This window comes from Flavobacterium sp. 123 (genome assembly GCF_003634825.1).
In the GTDB taxonomy this organism is placed as follows: Bacteria; Bacteroidota; Bacteroidia; order Flavobacteriales; family Flavobacteriaceae; genus Flavobacterium.
Genome location: NZ_RBXD01000001.1, coordinates 332,501 through 352,492, shown reverse-complemented (window position 1 = coordinate 352,492; position 19,992 = coordinate 332,501). Strand labels below are relative to the sequence as shown.

Below are 19,992 nucleotides of genomic sequence, written 5' to 3'. Positions count from 1 at the left end.
CGTTTTTTTATGTTATAAAAGGGTTGTTTTAATCTGTTTTTTTAGACTTAAAAAAAGGCCTAATTTGTAGTTATTAATTCACCATAAGTATAGCTATCTCCAAGCGTAAAATCACTATTGCCTTTTGTGAAAGTCACCTTCTTAAGAACTATTGTGTGAACATAAGTTTCAAGAACTTTTGATGTAGTTACTTCCACTATACCACTTACGTTAGTCACACCAGATTCTGCAATCCATTCTTGACTTATTGAAGGAAGAATTGGTAGAGTAGCGTTGCAAAAGTAATCCGGCGTCAATACTCCATTTGAATATAAACGGTACACAAGCTTGTTTATAGAAGTACCAATTACTCCTGTTCTAGGAGAATTTAAAGGAGTGATCTCATTTTTAATCAAATCAGGATCGATGTCTAATGTCAAAGCTTCGCTACTGGTGTAGTTGTATATTTGTTTTGAACTGCTACATTGTTCTACTGTTTCATCAAAACCAAAAGGTAGTGTAGTAGCGGTTGTTACATAATCACCAAAAGGGAATGTTTCATAGGCCTGCGTTCCGTTATTTTTAGCGAATGTAATGTTCTTAAATACAACGTTATGGTTGTAACCGGTAATTTTTGTTCTACCTGTTACAGCATCCGTTTTTTTTACAGCGGATGTGATTATTTGTATGGTACCATTAGTTGCATTCCATTGGTCAGTAACTATTGGCGTTGCTGGCGGAATAGTTTCACAAATGTTATTTGCAGAAACAGCTCCATTATAAAAGCGGTAAACAACACGATTTGTGCTGCTAATATTTATTATTCTTGGAGATCCTTCTAAAGTTGGCTCATTTATAAAAGAGCTTTCTGGAATTTCAAGAATTAAAGCTTCTTTGTCTTTCAGTTTGTAAATGATGTTGTTTGTACTACAACTTTGTGTTGCTGTATTTTCAAAAGTAATATCTTCTTGAACCAAATTACCGTCATCACAGCTATTCAAAACAAATAAAAAAAACAACAGGCTTACAACTTTTTTCATTTTTATAAAATTTGGAACAAAAATAGAATTTTTAATCCGTTTGATTTACATTCCTAATTCAAAATCATTGAATTTAACATTGAATTTAGCTTTTTCACCTTCATTCGCGTTTAATAGATTTCTAAATGAATCGCTATGCTAGGAGGAGTTTATTTCAAAGCCAGTAGAAATCATTATCTTTGTGCTAATTTATACCGAATATGAGACTAAATAAATACTATTTCTCCGCATTTTTAGCGTTCTTTATCTGGGGATTTTTTAGTCTAGCATTAAAGCCTTTGCATAATTATCCTTCCTTAGATATCTTGTTTTATCGGGTGTTTTTCAGTGTGATTTTAATGTTTTTTATAAACGTTACTTTCCGCCGAAATCTATTGAAAAAAAACTGGAATCATTTCAAAAAAATGACGCAAACCCAAAAACGAAGTACAATTAATTTGACTTTGGGCGGAGGTGTTTTTCTAGCTTTAAACTGGTTTGTTTTTATCTATATAATGAATCACGTTAGTGTCAAAGCAGCTTCTTTGGCTTATTTAATTTGTCCAATTTTGACAACTGTTTTAGCTTTTTTTATATTAAAAGAGAAACTAAGTAAATGGCAATGGATAGCCGTTTTAATAAGCACTTTTAGTTGTATTCTACTGTCGTTTAATCATTTTCAGGATATTTTTTATAGTTTAATCACAGCGGCAACCTATTCATTGTATTTAATAAGCCAGCGAAAAAATACCGAAATTGATAAGTTCTTGATTCTTAGTATTCAATTGCTTTTTACGGCAATAATTTTACTCCCTTTTTACCCAAATTATAGTGGGGCAGTTCCTGTAGATCCTTTGTTTTATAGCTGTCTTTTAGTTATTGTAGTGTTATTTACAATAATTCCCTTGTTTTTAAATTTGTTCGCATTAAATGGAATTAATTCCTCGGCGGTAGGAATTATGATTTATATCAATCCAATAATTACTTTTTTACTTGCCATATTATATTACAAAGAAAAAGTAAACATAATTCAATTGATTGCTTATTTTTTAATTTTGGTTTCTATACTTATTTTTAATGAGAAATTAATTTTCTCCAGAAAAACAAAAACAATAGTGTCTGAAATAGCCGATTCTAAATAATTTTATTAATGAAAAAAGTATATCTCGATAACGCTTCAACTACAGCCATTCGTGCTGAGGTTATTCATGAAATGACTAAAGTTATGTCTGATGACTACGGAAATCCATCATCAACACATAGCTTTGGACGAAATGCCAAAAGTATTTTGGAGTTATCCCGAAAGTCAATTGCGAAGCATTTTAATATCTCGGCTCAAGAGTTTATTTTTACGTCATGTGGAACCGAAGCAAATAACTGGATACTTCGTTCTGCGGTTAAAGATTTGAAAGTTAAACGAATTATTACCAGCAAGATTGAACACCATGCCGTTTTATATACGGTTATGGCTTTGCAAGAAGAATTTGGCATTCAAGTTGATTATGTTGCGGTTAAGCCAAATGGTGCTATCGACACTACTAATTTAGTAGAATTGCTTTCGCGGGAAACTAAAACTTTGGTGAGTTTGATGCATGTCAATAATGAAACAGGAACCGTTCTGGACATAGAACGAATTGGACTTATTTGCAAACAGCATAACGCACTTTTTCATTCGGATACAGTTCAGTCTATAGGAAAAGCGAATATTGATTTACAAAAAATCCCTGCTGATTTTATTGTAGCTAGCGCTCATAAATTTCATGGGCCAAAAGGAGTTGGATTTGCTTTTGTACGTAAAAATTCAGGTTTGCAACCTTTATTTTTTGGCGGAGAACAAGAAAAAGGATTGCGAGCGGGAACAGAAGCTCTACATCAAATAGCCGGAATGGCTAAAGCTCTAGAAATTTCGTATGCAAATTTAGAATTAGAAAGCGCACAAATTTCAGCTTTGAGAACGTATTTGATTAGCCAACTTGAACTTGAATTTCCTGCTTTTGAAATTAATGGAACTGCAGCTGGATTTTATACTGTTTTGAATGTGCTTTTGCCTTTTTCCGAAGATAAAACATCGATGATTCTGTTTCATTTGGACATGAAAGGAATAGCTGTTTCTCGCGGAAGTGCCTGTCAATCTGGAAGTGTAAAACCCTCACATGTTTTGGCAGAAATGCTTTCAAATGAAGATTTAAAAAAACCGAGTTTGCGAATCTCCTTCAGTCATTATAATACCAAAGAAGATATTGACACATTGATTCAGGCTCTGAAAACAATTTAAGTAAACTTTGACCAATATCCTTTTATAGTATTGGCAATTAATATTTTTTATCGGATTCCTTTTTTTGTTCTTTCAATTTGGCTTTCTCTTGTTTTTTGAAATAACCTCTAAATAAGAAATTGTGTTTTAGGGCTTCTAAATCTTCATTCAAACGAAAGCTTGCTTGATTGATATTTGTCATAGTAGAATCGATTTTTCGGACTAATTCGGGATCATTTGCTAAATAGTTCAAACTGCCTTTTCCATCTTTAACATTTAAAATGGTACTGTTTAAATTGTTGACTACTTTATCAATTTGAGAACTTGATTTTTCTAAATTTCGGATAATAGTTTTTACATCATTGGCAACAGCCGAATCTTTTATAACCCCAATTAGGTTATCTTTTTGATCTAAAGAACTTACAAGATTATTTAATTTAGTTACTAATTCAGAAGTTCCTTTCCCTGCAGTTCTTATATAACGCATGGTCTCTTTTAAATCTTTTCCTAAAACAGTATCTCGAACTAATAGGCCTATAGTTCCTTTTCCATTGTTGATGTCATTTGTTATTTTAAGTAAATCAGCAGTAAGATTAGCGGCGTTTTTATTAGTTACACCAAGTGTGTGAAGCATGTCATCCGTGCGAATCCGATTCATGGACTTGATTTTATCGCCTGGTTTAACTTTAAGACCATCGCCTTTTCCAGGAATAATATTGATAACCATATTACCAACAAGGCCATCTGAACCAATAATAGCAACAGCGTCTTGCTTGATATAGGAAAAAATAGTTTTGTCAATAATCATATCCACCTGAATAGCGGTATCGTTTATCATTTCGATTCCTCGAACGGTACCTACGTTTATTCCTGAATACCGAACATTATTACCTAATTCTAATCCGTTTACGTTATTAAAAACAGCAGTAAGATGATTTGTTTTTCCAAACATTTTTTGTTTATCACCAATGAAGTACACAGCTATTATAAAAATTAATAACCCTAATATTACAAAAAGACCAAGTCGTATTTTTTGTGATGTTGTTTTTTCCATTTTTATATTTATTTAAAGAAAGCTTGCACTTTAGGATCGGTTGAAGCAGATAATTCTTCAAAAGTACCTTCGGCATAATTGATGCCATCAACCAATAAAATCATTCTATTTGAAATTACTCTGGCACAATCCACATCGTGTGTAATTATAATCGCCGAAGTATTGTATTTTTTTTGAATCGAAATCATTAATAACAAAATTTCCTTTGCTGTTATTGGATCTAGTCCCGTAGTTGGTTCGTCGTATAGAATTATCTTTGGTTGGAGAATTAATGTTCTGGCCAAAGCTATTCGACGCTTCATACCTCCAGAAAGTTCCTCTGGCATCAAATTAACGGTATGTCCTAATCCTACATTTTCTAAGGCTTCCATTACTAATGGAGTGGTGTCTTTTATTACGCCAAACTTTTTGGTATGTCGTCGTAAAGGGAACTCTAAATTTTCTCGAACGGTCATTGAATCATAAAGAGCGCTTCCTTGAAATAAGAAACCAACTTCGGTTCTTAGTTCATCTAATTCCTCATGGTCAAGCTTATTAATGTCTTGTCCCATTACTTCAATAGTTCCCGCATCTGGTTCTTCTAATCCAATCAGACATTTTATCATTACGGATTTACCAGAACCCGATTTTCCCATGATAACTAAGTTTTCCCCTTCATTCAAGTTCATATTAAAACCATCAAGCACATGATTGTTCCCATAACTTTTTTTCAAGTCTTTGATTTCAATGATTACTTTTTGATTTGTTGCTGACATGATTATAATTATTTTTTATAAATCGTAAAATATATCCGTAACAAAAACGGCAATAAAGTCAATAATAAACAATAGCATGGAAGTGTAAACCACGGCAGAATTTGCCGCTAATCCAACACCTGCAGTCCCTTTTTTGCAATAATATCCTTTAAAACAACCTACTAGTCCTATGGCAAATCCAAAAAAGAAAGTCTTTATAGTTGCTGGAATTAAGTCGCCAAATTCCAACGCTTCAAATACCTGATTGTAATACAACAAAAAGGATACGTTTCCTTTTACATTTTCGACCATGAATGAACCAAAAAGAGCGATGGCATCTCCAAAAAAAACTAATATTGGAAGCATGAAGGTTGTAGCCATAATTCGGGTAACTACAAGATATTTAAATGGATTAGTACCAGAAACTTCCATCGCATCTATTTGTTCTGTTACTCTCATAGAACCTAGTTCAGCTCCAATTCCAGAACCAATTCTGCCAGCGCAAATCAAAGCCGTAATGATAGGCCCTATTTCTCGTATAATGGATATGCTTACCATGGATGGCATCCAGGAAACAGCACCAAATTCTTGTAGGGTAGGACGAGATTGTAATGTAAAAACTAAACCTATTATAAAACCAGTGACCGCAACAAGGAGCAAAGAACGGTTTCCCATATAAAAGCACTGACGAATAAATTCTCTGAATTCAAAAGGACGTTTGAAAGATTCTTTGAAAAAACGACCAGCAAAAAGGGATAACTCGCCTATTTCAAGTAAAAAAGTAGTAAAGAATTCTGTTATTTTAAAAATACTATTCATGAGTAAATGAATTAATTTTTAATAAGAAATAGCTTCTCAAATATACAATTATTATACGTATAATTTGATATTTGAGAAGCGTTTTATGTCATTTTTTTGTCGCTTTGTCGAAAGAAAAGCTTTTTTAAATTCTTTAGAAATAGAATATTTAGGAAGTAGATTTCTAATTTTTTTGTAGAAAGAATTTTTATAGGGATAAAAAAATCAATTTATTTAGGCTGTTTTTTAATCCATTTTTCAATTTCTACAGCCCAAAACACGATACTAGATGCGGCTAGTGTTATAGCTAATTCAAAATAAGTTAGGGGAGATGTTTTGAAAATTTCATTGCAAAACGGCAAGTAAATAATAAGTAATTGCAAGGCAACAGTTATTGATACAGCAACTAACATGGGTATATTAGCAAATAAACCTATTTTGAAAAAAGATTTCCAGTCCGAACGTATTGCTAATACATGACCTAATTGACTGAAACAAAGCACGGTGAAAGCCATAGTTTGCCAGTGTGTGCCTTGATTGTGTATTGCCCATGCTTGAATCCCTAAAGTTACGACCCCCATTAAAAAACCAACCCATAAAATATGAATTGCCATGCCGCCAGCAAAGATGTTTTTCTTTGGATTCCTAGGAAGTCTTTGCATAATATCTGCTTCTGCGGGCTCGGAGGCCAATGTTAATCCAGGTAATCCATCAGTAACTAAATTAATCCAAAGAATGTGGATTGCCAAAAGGGGTATAGGTAAACCCAAAAGAGGAGCTAATAAAATTGCCCAAATTTCTCCTGAATTTCCAGTCATGATGTATTTGATGAATTTTAGAATGTTGTCAAATATTTTTCGTCCGTGTTTTATAGCTACAACAATAGTGGCAAAGTTGTCATCAAGTAAAATCATATGTGCTGCTTCCTTAGAAACTTCGGTGCCATTTATTCCCATAGCAATACCTATGTCGGCATTTTTAAGCGCTGGAGCATCGTTTACGCCATCGCCTGTCATCGCAACAAAATGGTTTTTGGCTTGCAAAGCAGTAATGATTCTTAATTTTTGTTCTGGATTTACTCGTGCATAAACCCGAACTTGATCTATGATTTGAGTAAATTCCTTAGGGCTTAATTTTGCTAATTCGGTTCCTGTTAGTACTAAATCTTCTTTGGTAGTAATTATTCCTAATATTTCAGCAATAGCTTTTGCTGTTAATTTGTGATCTCCAGTAATCATGATTGGAATTATTCCTGCTTTTTTACATTCGGATACCGCTTGTTTGGCTTCATCTCTAGGCGGGTCAATCATTCCGGCAAAACCTATTAATGTTAAGTCTGATTCTATTTCATCAGTATTTAGTTCTTCAGGCAAATAAGGAAGTATTCGTATAGCATATCCTAATACTCGGAATCCTTTTTCTGCCATTTCGTTTACTTTTTTTTCAATTTCCGAAATTTTAGTCTGGGATTGATTTGCTAATTTATTAAGTAAAACATCCACAGCACCTTTTGTAATCACTAGTATTCCATCATCGAGTTGATGTAAAGTTGTCATGACTTTTCTAGTAGAATCAAAGGGTAGTTCCGCAATTCTAGGATATTTCTCTTCTAAATAGTTTTTCTCTAAATTTTTATTGGAAGCAAATTTTACCAATGCAATTTCTGTAGCACTTCCTAGCCAATTTCCATTTTTATCTTTTGAAACATCATTACTCAACGCCATAGCTTGAAGTAGGGCAGATTCATCTGAGTAATTGAGGTAGTGGTGTTTTTCTGAAGTTTCATAAACTTCTTCCACAGTCATTTTATTCAAGGTGAGTGTCCCGGTTTTATCCGTGCAAATGTGTGTTATAGATCCTAAGGTTTCCACTGCAGGCAGTTTACGAATCAGTGCATTGCTTTTTACTAATCGCTTTGCGCCAAAAGCTAGCGCTATCGTGATCATGGCGGGGAGTGCTTCGGGTATGGCAGCTACAGCTAAAGAAATTGCGGTGATTAACATAGTTAAAGCAGATTCTCCCCGAAGCCAGCCTATTAGAAAAACAATAGCACAAATGATAAGAATGACTACTGATAATCTTTTGCCAAAAGCAGTAAGTCGTTTTTGTAAAGGAGTTGTAACTTCTTCGCTTTGAATCATTTTTGCAATCCGTCCGAGTTCTGTATTCATACCAGTAGCAACAACATAGGCTAATGCACGACCCGTAGTTATGAAGGTTCCTTTGAACCCCATATTCGTTAAATCTCCAATGGAATATTCTGTTTCAGGAAGGATATCAGAATGTTTATATACATTATTAGATTCTCCCGTAAGGGAAGATTCATCCACGCCTAGTTGATGGGTTTCAAAAAATCGAACATCAGCAGGAATACTGTTTCCAACTTCAAGTGCCACAACATCGCCTGGTACAATATTATAAACAGGAATATCCATCATTTTGCCTTGTCGTAAAACACGAGCGTTATTAGCAATCATTTTTTTTAGTGCTTCCATCGCTTTTTCTGCCCGATATTCCTGTATGAGTCCAACAATAGCATTAATAATTATGATGGCTATGATAATGATGGTATCTGTAAGATCTCCTAGAATTCCCGAGATAATAGCTGCTACAATCAGAATAAGAATCATGAAATCAAAAAACTGATGGAAAAGCATTTGAAGAATGGTTTTCTTTTTTTTGTCCTCGATTTCATTTTTTCCGTGTTGCACAAGGAGTTGTGATGCGGTATCGTGATCAATACCGGAAGGAGTTGAATTCAACAACTGGGCTATTTCCGAAATAGGGATTAAATGCCAATTCATGTTGTTGATTTTTACTTTTATTATTTAGTAAAAGATAGTATGATTGCAAATTTTAGCTTTCATATATACCCAATCTGTTTTTAACAGCGATTAATTCGTTCTGTAAATCATCTATTTTTTTCAATAAGTTCATTACCACATCAATTCCTTCTATATTGATATCTAATTCTTGATACATACGTATCATTTTCTCGATTTCATAAATTCTATCAGGATGAATGTATTGGGTTTCTTCAATGATTTGAATTTGTATTAACCCCATTTCGTTTAATTGCCCAAAGAATGGCATTTCAACATTATAATGAGTACATAATGTGGCTACAGGAATAAGATTATCTAGGTTCATAAGGTTCTTAATTTAGCGAGTTCTTCAAATAATTCTTTTTCTTTTTCAGAAATAGAAGTAGGGATTGCTATATGATAGGTGATGTATAGGTCACCAAATTCACCTTCTTTTTTATAAACAGGAAATCCTTTTCCTTTTAGTTTTACTTTGGTGCCATTTTGAATTCCTGGAGCTACTTTCAATTTAACTTTTCCGTCAAACGTATCGACGGTTACTTCTCCACCAAGAATAGCTTTATATAAATCAATATTTACAGTGCTGTATAAATTATTTTTATCTCTTTTGAAATGGGTGTGATTTGCAATATTAAAAGTAAGGTATAAATCGCCTTTTGGCCCACCATTTATTCCGTCACCGCCTTGTCCGCTGATTTTTATTTGTTGTCCATTTTCGACCCCTGATGGAATAGTCAATCTAATATTTTTTCCGTTTACAGTTAGTGTACGCTTGTGCGTTGTGTAAACATCTTTTAGGTCTAGGTGTAATTCGGCATTAAAATCTTCTCCTTTGTATTGAGAAGTTCGTTTGCTACCTCTATAAGTTCGTCCCCCAAAAACAGATTCGAAAAAATCCGAATAATCTCCGCCACCTTCAAAACCACTCGCTTGATCCGCTCTTTGATATTGCTGCTGTTGTCTGGCTTTTTCATATTGTTCAGCATGTTGCCAATTTTCGCCATACTCATCGTATTTTTTTCGATTTTCGGCATTACTTAATACTTCATTGGCTTCATTGACTTCCTTGAATTTTTTTTCAGCTTCTTTATCATTGGGGTTGAGGTCTGGATGGTATTTTCTGGCCATTTTTCGATAAGCCTTTTTTATCTCGGCTTCCGTTGCAGTTTTACTTACATCTAATATTTTATAATAGTCTATGAAAGCCATTTTTATAGTTTTTATAATTACTATTTAGATTATAAAATTTAAATTTTAAGAAGGATAAAATATCTCACTTATAGCGAGTATTTATACTATCAAATTTAAGCAATTTTTTGTTAAAATAAGTATGTAAGCAATTTTATTTCAGTAGTTTAAATAAAAAAAAGCCCTGATTAAGAGCTTTATTAAGGGGGGCAATTATTGTGAATTAATGAACAGTATTGTTTATATAATATTAGATTTTGCGTAACAATTCAATTTAATCTAGACTAGAAAATAAGCAAACTATAAATTATGGAATCTTTTATAGGGTAGGTAAGTCATAATAATTTCAATTGCTCTTGTAATATAATAGGAAATTCCGTTTGTTAGTTTTGAAATTAAACTGTTGCTTGATTGTAATGATTCAGGAGTTATTCTTTGACATTGTGAAATAATCTCATCAAGATGATTTTGAAACATTTTTGAAAAAAGGACTGAATCTATTCCAACATTCATTTCAATACTAGCATAAGAACTTAAATTATTGAGATTAAAAGAACCTACGGTTGTCCAGGATTGATCAATAACAGCTGCTTTTCCATGTAAAATAGATTTATTCCACTCATATAATTCTATGTTGTGTGAAAGAAGTTTAGAATAAAAATAATGAGTAGCTCGTCTTGTCATGGGCAGATCTGAAACGCCCGATAAAATCAATTGAATCTTTATGTTGTTTTTGGATGCTTTTTTCAGTGCATTGGCTAGTTTTCGTCCAGGCAGAAAATAACTTCCTACAATGGTTACTTGTTTAGTGGCATTGCTAATCGATTTAACATAGGCATTTGAGATTTCGTTTTTTCGATTTAACCAATCGTTTTGAAGTATGCTAACTCGGGCTTCGTATTTTTCTTGAAAAACAGGAAGTATTTTTTTTCTCTGAAATTTTTGTGTCTTAAAATAAATCGCTTCACAGAGATCTGCTAGAGGTTTTGCAATTTTTCCATTTATTTGAATGGCATAATCTAACCAAGCGGCATCTGTTTTTGTGCCATGATATTTATCGGCAATGTTAATTCCGCCTATTAATGCCACTTTTGCATCTACTACAATTACTTTTTGATGTAATCTTCGGCCTAGATAAAAGGAATTTGCTGAAAATAAAGGAGAAAAATACCTGAAGTTAATTCCTTTTTGTTTTAACTCATTTATTATTTCATTTGGAAAAGTAAGCGAACCAAAGCCATCTAACAAAAGATAGATTTTTACTTGTCTTTCAGCAGCTTTCTTTAAAGCACTAATAATTCTTTGACCAGTTTCATCGTTTTCAAATAGATAAATCTGAAAGTGTATTTCAAATTGAGAAGTATTGATAATTTCTTCTAAACGTGAAAAATAATCCTCACCGCTATGAACAAGTGTTATGCTTTCAATTATAGAATTAGTTTTTTCAGAAATTAGCATCGGCTTTTTTAGTTTTAACTTCTTTTATTAGAATAAATTCTAAAATATTTTCAGTATCTAAAGTTCCAATAAATTTTTCGTTTTCCGTAACAAGAATTAAATTTAATTTGTTTCCATAAATCTGCTCAAAGACATTTCCTAGCGGCGTATTCACATCAACAAAAATTAAGTTTTTGTTCATAGCCGAACTAATAGTTTGGTTTTCGCCTTTATTGGCAAGAGCGATGATAATTTCATCCCGATTCAAAGTCCCCACTACATCTTTGTCTTGAGTTACAACAAAACTTTTGTTTTGGCTGTCAAGCAATAAGGTGATAGCCGTTTCTATTGTTTGATTCGCATCGATAGCTTGATAATTTTTCATTAGAACATCGCGAACAGTATATTCTTTGAGCATAAATTTTGCTTCTGCTTGTTCGGATTCCATTTGGGCACCATAGATTACGAATAGTCCAATAAATATCAAGAAAGGATTCGAAAAAAAACCTAAAATTACAAACCCAATTGCCAAAAGTTGCCCTACTCGAGCGGCTATTTTGGTAGCAACATGTCTTTTTAATTTAAAAGATAATAGCGCTCGCAAGATTCTTCCACCATCCATTGGAAAAGCAGGAATCAGGTTGAAAAGAGCAAGCCATAGATTGACTATTAAAAAGTTTAGGAAAAAATTAGTTGCGTTTACCCCATTTGATAATTGGGATAAAAGATCTCGGGAAGTTTCAGGAACCTGAATAAAGACAGAGATTATAATAGCTAATGCAATGTTTACCAAAGGTCCTGCAGCCGCTACAAATAATTCTTCTATCGGTTTTTCAGGTAGTCTTTCTAATCGTGCTAAACCGCCAATAGGCAAAAGAGTAATGTCTTTTGTTTCAATATTGTATTTTTTAGCCACTAATGCGTGGCCTAATTCGTGTAATAAGACCGTAGCAAAAATAGCCAAGACAAATAGGACAGTCCATCCTGATTGGAGTGCATTGTAACCCGTTTTGTAATTCAAAAATAGGACGAAAGCAATAAGTATGGAAAAGGTCCAATGGATGAATATTCCGATTCCTGCAATTTTTCCGAGTTTTAAAGAGCCTTTCATGATGTTTGTTTTTATCTACTTTTTATTAAGGTCTTATTTTACTAATTTCTATGCATTAATACGGATCACTAACTGCCATTAAACTATGTTCTACATATATTTCTGATTGTAATAGTATTGGAGCTTTGATAGCACTTGAAATAAGACATGATTTTTCGCTCATTTCTAAAATGTGTTTAGCTCTATCTGGTTTTTGCGCATACGGAATGATGATTTTTGGTTTTAATATGATTTCCGTTATGGTGTATTTGCCGTCAATTAGATCAACATGACAAGTCGATTTACTTTCGAAGCTTACAAATTCTAGTTTAGAATTTTCTGCAATACTCAAAAAAGTGCTTAAAAGGCAACTGTTTATAGAGGCTATTAGTAAATGCTCTGGTGACCAAATTCCTTCCATTCCCTTAGGGAAATCGGGTGGTGTTGCGACTTCTATGCTTTGAGGTAAAATAGGAGAACTTAGAACTCCTTTTCTTCTTCCGGTCCATTTTAGGTTTACTTCGTACGTTTGCATGATGTATTAGTTTTAAGTTAATAAATTATTGTGTTACAAAACCGCCATCAACTGCCATGGCATGTCCAGTTACAAAAGAAGCTTGGTCTGAGCATAACCAGATAACGGCATTTGCTATTTCTTGTGGTTGACCAAAACGACCAACAGGTTCTAGACCTACAAATTGTTTTTTGGCCTCTTTATTGTTTTGTGTCAGTCTGTCTATCATAGGAGTGGCAATTACTCCAGGGCAAACAGCATTGATTCGTATGCCTAGTTTTGCGTTTTCTAAAGCGGCAGTTTTTGTTAATCCTACAACCGCATGTTTTGACGCTACGTAGGCTGGTAATCCTGCAAATCCTACTAAACCTGCAACAGAAGCACAGTTGACAATTGCACCTTTGCCTTGTTTTAGTATTTCTGGAATTTCATATTTCATGCACAACCAAATCCCTTTTTGGTTGATGCCAATAACTTTATCCCAATTTTCCTCTGTGCAATCTTGGGTTGGAGCTGATTTTCCTTCAATACCAGCATTGTTGAAAGCATAATCCAATCTGCCGAATGTTTCGATAGTTTTTTCTATCATTGCTTTTACGTCTGATTCTTTAGATACATCACATTTGATGAATAGAAATTTCTCCCCAGTTTTTTTGAGAAGGCTCATTGTTTCGCTATTTTCTATCCAATCCACTAATACAACTGTAGCCCCTTTTTGCGCAAAGCTAAGTGCGGTCGCTTTTCCTATTCCAGACGAACCACCTGTTACAACTACGACTTTATTTCTGAATGTTGTTTCCATAGTTATTGTTTTTTACATTAGAATTTTCCTTTTATGGTTTAATTTTTTTTCGGCTTCTAAAATATTTTCAATTCCTGTTATTAGAGCGTCGGGATTAAATGAGATACTGTCAATTCCTTCACGAACTAAAAAATCAGCAAATTCTGGAATGTCACTAGGTGCTTGACCACATAATCCAACTTTTATTTCAAAGTGTTTTGCTACTCGAATGGTTTCTTTTATTAAAGATTTAACCGCAGGATTTTCTTCACTAAATAAATAACTTACTAATGCGGAGTCTCGGTCTAGACCTAAAGTAAGTTGTGTTAGATCATTTGATCCAATAGAAAATCCATCAAATAATTTGGCAAATTCATCAGCAAGTAGAACATTACTCGGAATTTCAATCATTACATATACTTCTAATCCATTAATTCCTTGTACTAAACCATTTTTTGCCATCTCGGCAAGTACATTTTTACCTTCTTCAATTGTTCTGCAAAAGGGAATCATAAGTTTTACATTTTGAAATCCCATTTCGTTGCGGACTTTTTTCATAGCTTCACACTCTAAAGCAAAACCTTTTCTGTAAAACTTGCTGTAATAACGGGAAGCACCCCGAAAACCAATCATAGGATTTTCTTCATCAGGTTCGTAATATTTTCCACCAATTAGATTTGCGTATTCATTACTTTTAAAATCGCTCATTCGCACAATCACATCTTTTGGATAAAAAGCAGCAGCAACTATTGATACGGCTTCAGTTAGTTTGTCAACAAAGTAATTTTTAGGATCATCATAGCCTCTAGTTAATGCAGCTATTTCGGCAGCAATTTTAGGATCAATTATTTTTTCGGGTTCGCATAGCGCTAAAGGATGAATTTTTATAGTATTTGAAATTGCAAATTCCATTCGCATTAGGCCTACACCTTGATTGGGATAATGGCTCAATTCAAAAGCCTTTTCAGGATCAGCAAGAATGAGCATTGGAGCTGTTTTAGGCATTTCAAGTTTGCTGAAATCTTGTTCTTTAACGTCCCATTTTAGTTTTCCGTCATATATATATCCATCTTTTCCCTCAGCACAGGAAACAGTAATTTGCTGTCCGTTTTTAATTTTGATAGTTGCATCGCCACATCCTACAACGGAAACTGTACCTAGTTCTCTAGCTACAATAGCGGCATGACTAGTTCGGCCTCCTTTGTTGGTTATTATAGCAGAAGCTAGTTTCATTATTGGATCCCAATCTGGGTTTGTCAAATCGGTAACTATGATTTCGCCTTCTTTCAACAGATTCCCTTCTTGAGGATTATTGAGAATACGTGCTTTGCCGGAAGCAATCTTATTACCAAGGGCAATTCCTTGAGTTAAAATTGGACCTTTCTCTTTCAGACTATATATTTCTCGTACTTTTTTATTTCTTTTTCCGTGAATGGTTTCCGGTCTCGCTTGAACAATATATAGGTTGTTGTTAAATCCATCTTTGGCCCATTCAATGTCCATTGCTTTCTTATAATGTTTTTCAATTTTATAGCACCATTGTGATAAATGAATTATTTCTATGTTACTTAATGTAAACTGATTTCCTTTTTCTTCAGAAGTATTACTATTAATGATTGTATTGTTTGCAGAAGAGCTTTTGGAATTCTCAGCATAAATCATTGTAAATTCTTTTCTTCCACAATGTCTTTTTAGGATTGGGTTTAATTCAGGATTTTCCAAACTAGGCTTGAATACCATCCATTCATCAGGGGTAACTGTTCCTTGTACTATATTTTCCCCAAGTCCCCAACAGCCATTAATTATGATTGTGTTTTCAAAACCAGAATCAGGATCGATAGTAAATGCAACTCCAGATGAAGCTTTGTCACTTCTGACCATTTGTTGAACTCCAACAGAAATAGCTATGTCAAGTTTAGCAAAACCCATATCGTGTCTATATTTTATTGCACGATCAGTATATAAGGATACAAAACAATGATGTACGGCATCTAATAGTTGTTCTTTTCCAATAATATTTAAAAAAGACTGCATTTGTCCAGCAAAACTAGCCGTTGGTAAATCTTCAGATGTTGCACTGCTTCTTACGGCAACACCAAGGCTATTTGTACCGCAGCGTTTACTCAAAGATTCGTATGCGGAGGAAATTTCAGAACTAATTACTTCCGGAATAGTAGCGGATAGAATAAGGTTTCTTGCCTTTTCTCCAATTGAAGAAAGATTGGAATATGATTTTGTATCTAATGCGAGTAATAAATCTTCCAGTGGTTTCTCTAGATTATTCGTTTTTCTAAAAAAGCGATAACCATCTGCAGTAAGCGCAAATCCATTAGGGATATTGATACCTGTCGGATTTAGCTGATTAAACATTTCGCCAAGGGAAGCATTCTTTCCCCCAACTTCACCAATCGAATTAATATCAATTTGGTTAAAAAACAGAATATACTTGTAATTTTCCATGTTGTATATATTTTAATAATAGTATAGACATGCTGTTTTGGCTTATAAAAGGCCAAAAGAGTTTCTTTTAAATGTATTTTCTGGTTTGGGGCTATAAAATGTAAGAGTTGTAGGATACCCTTTTTGCTATGATTTATACAGTAAATTTAATCAATTATTGCCTTTCTTACTATTTATAAATGGTTTTTTTACACGTAAAATATTGTTTTTTAGGGGTTTGTTTATTTTTTTTGATGGGAGTAATCAATAAAATCAGTCATAGCTTAGTTTTATAAATTATAACAATAAGCTTTTTTGAAGGCTATCTATTATATATAAGGTCTATTTTAGAAATAGAATTAAATACAATCTATAGATTTTTGTCTTTAGCGTTCTTTATATATAGTGCAGGTGTTGAATTTTGGGTATTATTATTGATTTTAGAATAAATGAAACGGTTTAAGTCTGATACATTATTATAGTGTTTTCAATCCGAACAGGATTATAATTGGCTATAAGTAAGAAAGTCTTTACTGAAGCCGAAAAAAGATTACATTGCAAAAAACGAGTAATCAGGGAGTTAAGGATAAAGGATTAAAAAGGGCAAAAAAAAGGTTTTAAAAAGCTTGTAGAAGTGAATAAGTATTGTACTTTTGCACCCGCAAACAAGTTCACTGAACACTTATAACAATAAGAATATGGTGAAGTAATGACGCAGACGTTCTTCGATAAAATGACAAGATTGATTAAGAATTTAAATTTCGAAAGAAATAAAAAAAAGATTAAAAAAAGCTTGTGGAATTAGAAAAGAGGTTGTAGTTTTGCACCCCGCTAAAGTAGCGAAGTTCATTGAAATGCTGATAAGAAAAAGAGGAGAAACGAAAAATAAAATTTTTCTAAAAAAACTTCAAAAATTTCTTGCCAGTTAAAAAAGAATTTCTACTTTTGCACCCGCTTTGAGATACAAGCGAAACAATAAGAAGACACGTTCCTAGACATATTGAATTGACAGCCGTTTTGAAAGAGATTTCAAGACAAATAATAAGAGTAATAGAATCGTAAGATTAGAATTAACCACTAGAGATTTGAGTCGCATAATACTTAGCTTAATTTATTAAGCAAACAATATACGATGAAGAGTTTGATCCTGGCTCAGGATGAACGCTAGCGGCAGGCTTAACACATGCAAGTCGAGGGGTATAGTTCTTCGGAACTAGAGACCGGCGCACGGGTGCGTAACGCGTATGCAATCTACCTTTCACAAAGGGATAGCCCAGAGAAATTTGGATTAATACCTTATAGTATATATGAATGGCATCATTTATATATTAAAGATTTATCGGTGAAAGATGAGCATGCGTCCCATTAGCTTGTTGGTAAGGTAACGGCTTACCAAGGCTACGATGGGTAGGGGTCCTGAGAGGGAGATCCCCCACACTGGTACTGAGACACGGACCAGACTCCTACGGGAGGCAGCAGTGAGGAATATTGGACAATGGGCGCAAGCCTGATCCAGCCATGCCGCGTGCAGGATGACGGTCCTATGGATTGTAAACTGCTTTTGTACAGGAAGAAACAGTTCTACGTGTAGAACCTTGACGGTACTGTAAGAATAAGGATCGGCTAACTCCGTGCCAGCAGCCGCGGTAATACGGAGGATCCAAGCGTTATCCGGAATCATTGGGTTTAAAGGGTCCGTAGGCGGTTAGATAAGTCAGTGGTGAAAGCCCATCGCTCAACGGTGGAACGGCCATTGATACTGTCTGACTTGAATTATTAGGAAGTAACTAGAATATGTAGTGTAGCGGTGAAATGCTTAGAGATTACATGGAATACCAATTGCGAAGGCAGGTTACTACTAATGGATTGACGCTGATGGACGAAAGCGTGGGTAGCGAACAGGATTAGATACCCTGGTAGTCCACGCCGTAAACGATGGATACTAGCTGTTGGGCGCAAGTTCAGTGGCTAAGCGAAAGTGATAAGTATCCCACCTGGGGAGTACGTTCGCAAGAATGAAACTCAAAGGAATTGACGGGGGCCCGCACAAGCGGTGGAGCATGTGGTTTAATTCGATGATACGCGAGGAACCTTACCAAGGCTTAAATGTAGTTTGACCGTTTTGGAAACAGAACTTTCGCAAGACAAATTACAAGGTGCTGCATGGTTGTCGTCAGCTCGTGCCGTGAGGTGTCAGGTTAAGTCCTATAACGAGCGCAACCCCTGTTGTTAGTTGCCAGCGAGTCATGTCGGGAACTCTAACGAGACTGCCAGTGCAAACTGTGAGGAAGGTGGGGATGACGTCAAATCATCACGGCCCTTACGCCTTGGGCTACACACGTGCTACAATGGCCGGTACAGAGAGCAGCCACTGGGCGACCAGGAGCGAATCTACAAAACCGGTCACAGTTCGGATCGGAGTCTGCAACTCGACTCCGTGAAGCTGGAATCGCTAGTAATCGGATATCAGCCATGATCCGGTGAATACGTTCCCGGGCCTTGTACACACCGCCCGTCAAGCCATGGAAGCTGGGGGTGCCTGAAGTCGGTGACCGCAAGGAGCTGCCTAGGGTAAAACTGGTAACTAGGGCTAAGTCGTAACAAGGTAGCCGTACCGGAAGGTGCGGCTGGAACACCTCCTTTCTAGAGCTTGAATGTTAGTTACTCAAGTAACACTTTCAAGAAAGAAGACAAAAAATTGAAGTGCATTTAATAGTGCGTTATATTACTCTTGCTGTTAGTTCAAATAATACAAATTTTAAGTAAAACAGAGTCTCGTAGCTCAGCTGGTTAGAGTACTACACTGATAATGTAGGGGTCGGCAGTTCGAGTCTGCCCGGGACTACTATTTAACTTAAGATAAACGGAAATTTTAGAAGTATGAGTATGAATTACCATTAATTCAAAATTCAACATTCATAATTTAAAATTAGAAATGGGGGATTAGCTCAGCTGGCTAGAGCGCCTGCCTTGCACGCAGGAGGTCATCGGTTCGACTCCGATATTCTCCACGATTTTAGTCATAAAGCCTAAAGTCATAAAGTTCAAAGTGTTTCACTTGACGACTTTCGACTATTGACATTCGACTAAAAAAAGTTCATTGACATATTGAGATAAGAAAATATTAAAAAGTAGAAAGCAGATTTACTATTTAATAGTAAATCGAAACAAAACGGTCGTAATTGATTTTACGATTGGTACAATAAGCAAAATAAGGGCGTATGGGGGATGCCTTGGCTCTCAGAGGCGATGAAAGGCGTGATAAGCTGCGAAAAGTTACGGGGATTGGCACACACGATACGATCCGTAAATACCTGAATGGGGCAACCCACTATGTTGAAGACATAGTACACCGATAGGTGGGCAAACCCGCTGAACTGAAACATCTAAGTAGGCGGAGGAGAAGAAAACAAAAGTGATTCCGTAAGTAGTGGCGAGCGAACGCGGATTAGCCCAAACCAATGTTGTTACGGCAATGTTGGGGTTGTAGGACCACGACATTTCTTGCACAAAGAATTAGAATCTACTGGAAAGTAGAGCCAAAGAGAGTGATAGCCTCGTATAAGTAATAAGTGTAAAGGATAGTGGTATCCTGAGTAGGGCGGGGCACGTGAAACCCTGTCTGAATTTGGCGGGACCATCCGCTAAGGCTAAATACTCCTGAGAGACCGATAGTGAACCAGTACCGTGAGGGAAAGGTGAAAAGAACCGTGAATAACGGAGTGAAATAGATCCTGAAACCATACGCTTACAAGCGGTCGGAGCCCTTTCGTGGGGTGACGGCGTGCCTTTTGCATAATGAGCCTACGAGTTAACGTTGCTGGCAAGGATAAGTGGTTAAGCCACGGATCCGTAGCGAAAGCGAGTCTGAATAGGGCGC

General features: G+C 35.2%; 14 protein-coding genes, 2 tRNA genes and 2 rRNA genes (1 of these 18 running past the window's edge). 6 read left to right on the top strand and 12 right to left on the bottom strand.

Annotated features, from left to right (window positions below; all coding sequences use genetic code 11):
- Positions 1-59 precede the first annotated feature (59 nt).
- Positions 60-1,019 (bottom strand): hypothetical protein, encoded by a 960-nt coding sequence (locus C8C88_RS01630; protein WP_121336463.1) that lies wholly within the window; start codon positions 1,017-1,019, stop codon positions 60-62.
- Between the two features lie 200 nt (positions 1,020-1,219).
- On the opposite strand from C8C88_RS01630, the gene C8C88_RS01625 reads away from it, so the two are divergent.
- Positions 1,220-2,140, top strand: coding sequence for an EamA family transporter (locus C8C88_RS01625; protein ID WP_121336462.1), 921 nt, complete (start codon positions 1,220-1,222; stop codon positions 2,138-2,140).
- Positions 2,141-2,148: 8 nt separating this feature from the next.
- The gene (locus C8C88_RS01620) at positions 2,149-3,273 is read left to right on the top strand and encodes a cysteine desulfurase family protein (RefSeq protein ID WP_121336461.1); all 1,125 of its coding nucleotides are present in this window, start codon (positions 2,149-2,151) and stop codon (positions 3,271-3,273) included.
- Between the two features lie 37 nt (positions 3,274-3,310).
- On the opposite strand, the gene C8C88_RS01615 is transcribed toward C8C88_RS01620, so the two are convergent.
- The 11 genes from C8C88_RS01615 to ppsA all read right to left on the bottom strand — a co-directional run bounded on the left by C8C88_RS01615 (position 3,311) and on the right by ppsA (position 16,133).
- Positions 3,311-4,306 carry an MlaD family protein gene (locus tag C8C88_RS01615; RefSeq protein WP_121336460.1) on the bottom strand — a complete coding sequence of 332 codons (996 nt, stop codon included), beginning with the start codon at positions 4,304-4,306 and terminating at the stop codon, positions 3,311-3,313.
- An 8-nt stretch (positions 4,307-4,314) separates the two neighbouring features.
- On the bottom strand, positions 4,315-5,061 hold the full coding sequence (locus tag C8C88_RS01610) for an ABC transporter ATP-binding protein (protein WP_121336459.1): 747 nt from the start codon (positions 5,059-5,061) through the stop codon (positions 4,315-4,317).
- A gap of 15 nt (positions 5,062-5,076) precedes the next feature.
- Positions 5,077-5,859, bottom strand: a complete 783-nt coding sequence (locus tag C8C88_RS01605; protein ID WP_121336458.1) for an ABC transporter permease — start codon at positions 5,857-5,859, stop codon at positions 5,077-5,079.
- Between the two features lie 209 nt (positions 5,860-6,068).
- Positions 6,069-8,642, bottom strand: a complete 2,574-nt coding sequence (locus C8C88_RS01600) for a cation-translocating P-type ATPase (protein ID WP_121336457.1) — start codon at positions 8,640-8,642, stop codon at positions 6,069-6,071.
- Positions 8,643-8,694: 52 nt separating this feature from the next.
- Positions 8,695-8,988: a chaperone modulator CbpM gene (locus C8C88_RS01595; protein WP_121336456.1), complete on the bottom strand. Its 294-nt coding sequence runs from the start codon at positions 8,986-8,988 to the stop codon at positions 8,695-8,697.
- On the bottom strand, positions 8,985-9,872 hold the full coding sequence (locus C8C88_RS01590) for a DnaJ C-terminal domain-containing protein (protein ID WP_121336455.1): 888 nt from the start codon (positions 9,870-9,872) through the stop codon (positions 8,985-8,987). Before C8C88_RS01590 ends, C8C88_RS01595 begins: the two co-directional genes overlap by 4 nt.
- 279 nt (positions 9,873-10,151) lie before the next feature.
- Positions 10,152-11,309 carry a phosphatidylserine/phosphatidylglycerophosphate/cardiolipin synthase family protein gene (locus C8C88_RS01585; protein WP_121336454.1) on the bottom strand — a complete coding sequence of 386 codons (1,158 nt, stop codon included), beginning with the start codon at positions 11,307-11,309 and terminating at the stop codon, positions 10,152-10,154.
- Positions 11,296-12,399 carry a site-2 protease family protein gene (locus C8C88_RS01580; RefSeq protein ID WP_121336453.1) on the bottom strand — a complete coding sequence of 368 codons (1,104 nt, stop codon included), beginning with the start codon at positions 12,397-12,399 and terminating at the stop codon, positions 11,296-11,298. Before C8C88_RS01580 ends, C8C88_RS01585 begins: the two co-directional genes overlap by 14 nt.
- 55 nt (positions 12,400-12,454) lie before the next feature.
- Positions 12,455-12,913, bottom strand: a complete 459-nt coding sequence (locus tag C8C88_RS01575; RefSeq protein ID WP_199711373.1) for an OsmC family protein — start codon at positions 12,911-12,913, stop codon at positions 12,455-12,457.
- Between the two features lie 25 nt (positions 12,914-12,938).
- A complete protein-coding gene (locus C8C88_RS01570; protein WP_121336451.1) occupies positions 12,939-13,694 on the bottom strand; it encodes an SDR family oxidoreductase in 756 nt (251 codons plus the stop codon).
- 12 nt (positions 13,695-13,706) lie between these two features.
- Positions 13,707-16,133, bottom strand: coding sequence for a phosphoenolpyruvate synthase (gene ppsA / locus C8C88_RS01565; RefSeq protein WP_121336450.1), 2,427 nt, complete (start codon positions 16,131-16,133; stop codon positions 13,707-13,709).
- 1,108 nt (positions 16,134-17,241) lie between these two features.
- On the opposite strand from ppsA, the gene C8C88_RS01560 reads away from it, so the two are divergent.
- From C8C88_RS01560 to C8C88_RS01545, 4 genes are all read left to right on the top strand, one after another.
- Positions 17,242-18,755, top strand: a 16S ribosomal RNA gene (locus C8C88_RS01560).
- Positions 18,756-18,883: 128 nt separating this feature from the next.
- A tRNA-Ile gene (locus C8C88_RS01555) sits at positions 18,884-18,957 on the top strand.
- 92 nt (positions 18,958-19,049) lie between these two features.
- Positions 19,050-19,123 (top strand) — tRNA-Ala (locus C8C88_RS01550).
- 189 nt (positions 19,124-19,312) lie between these two features.
- Positions 19,313-19,992 (top strand): 23S ribosomal RNA (locus tag C8C88_RS01545); it runs 2,202 nt beyond the window's last position.
- Together the 16S and 23S rRNA genes with 2 tRNA genes alongside form the textbook arrangement of a ribosomal RNA operon.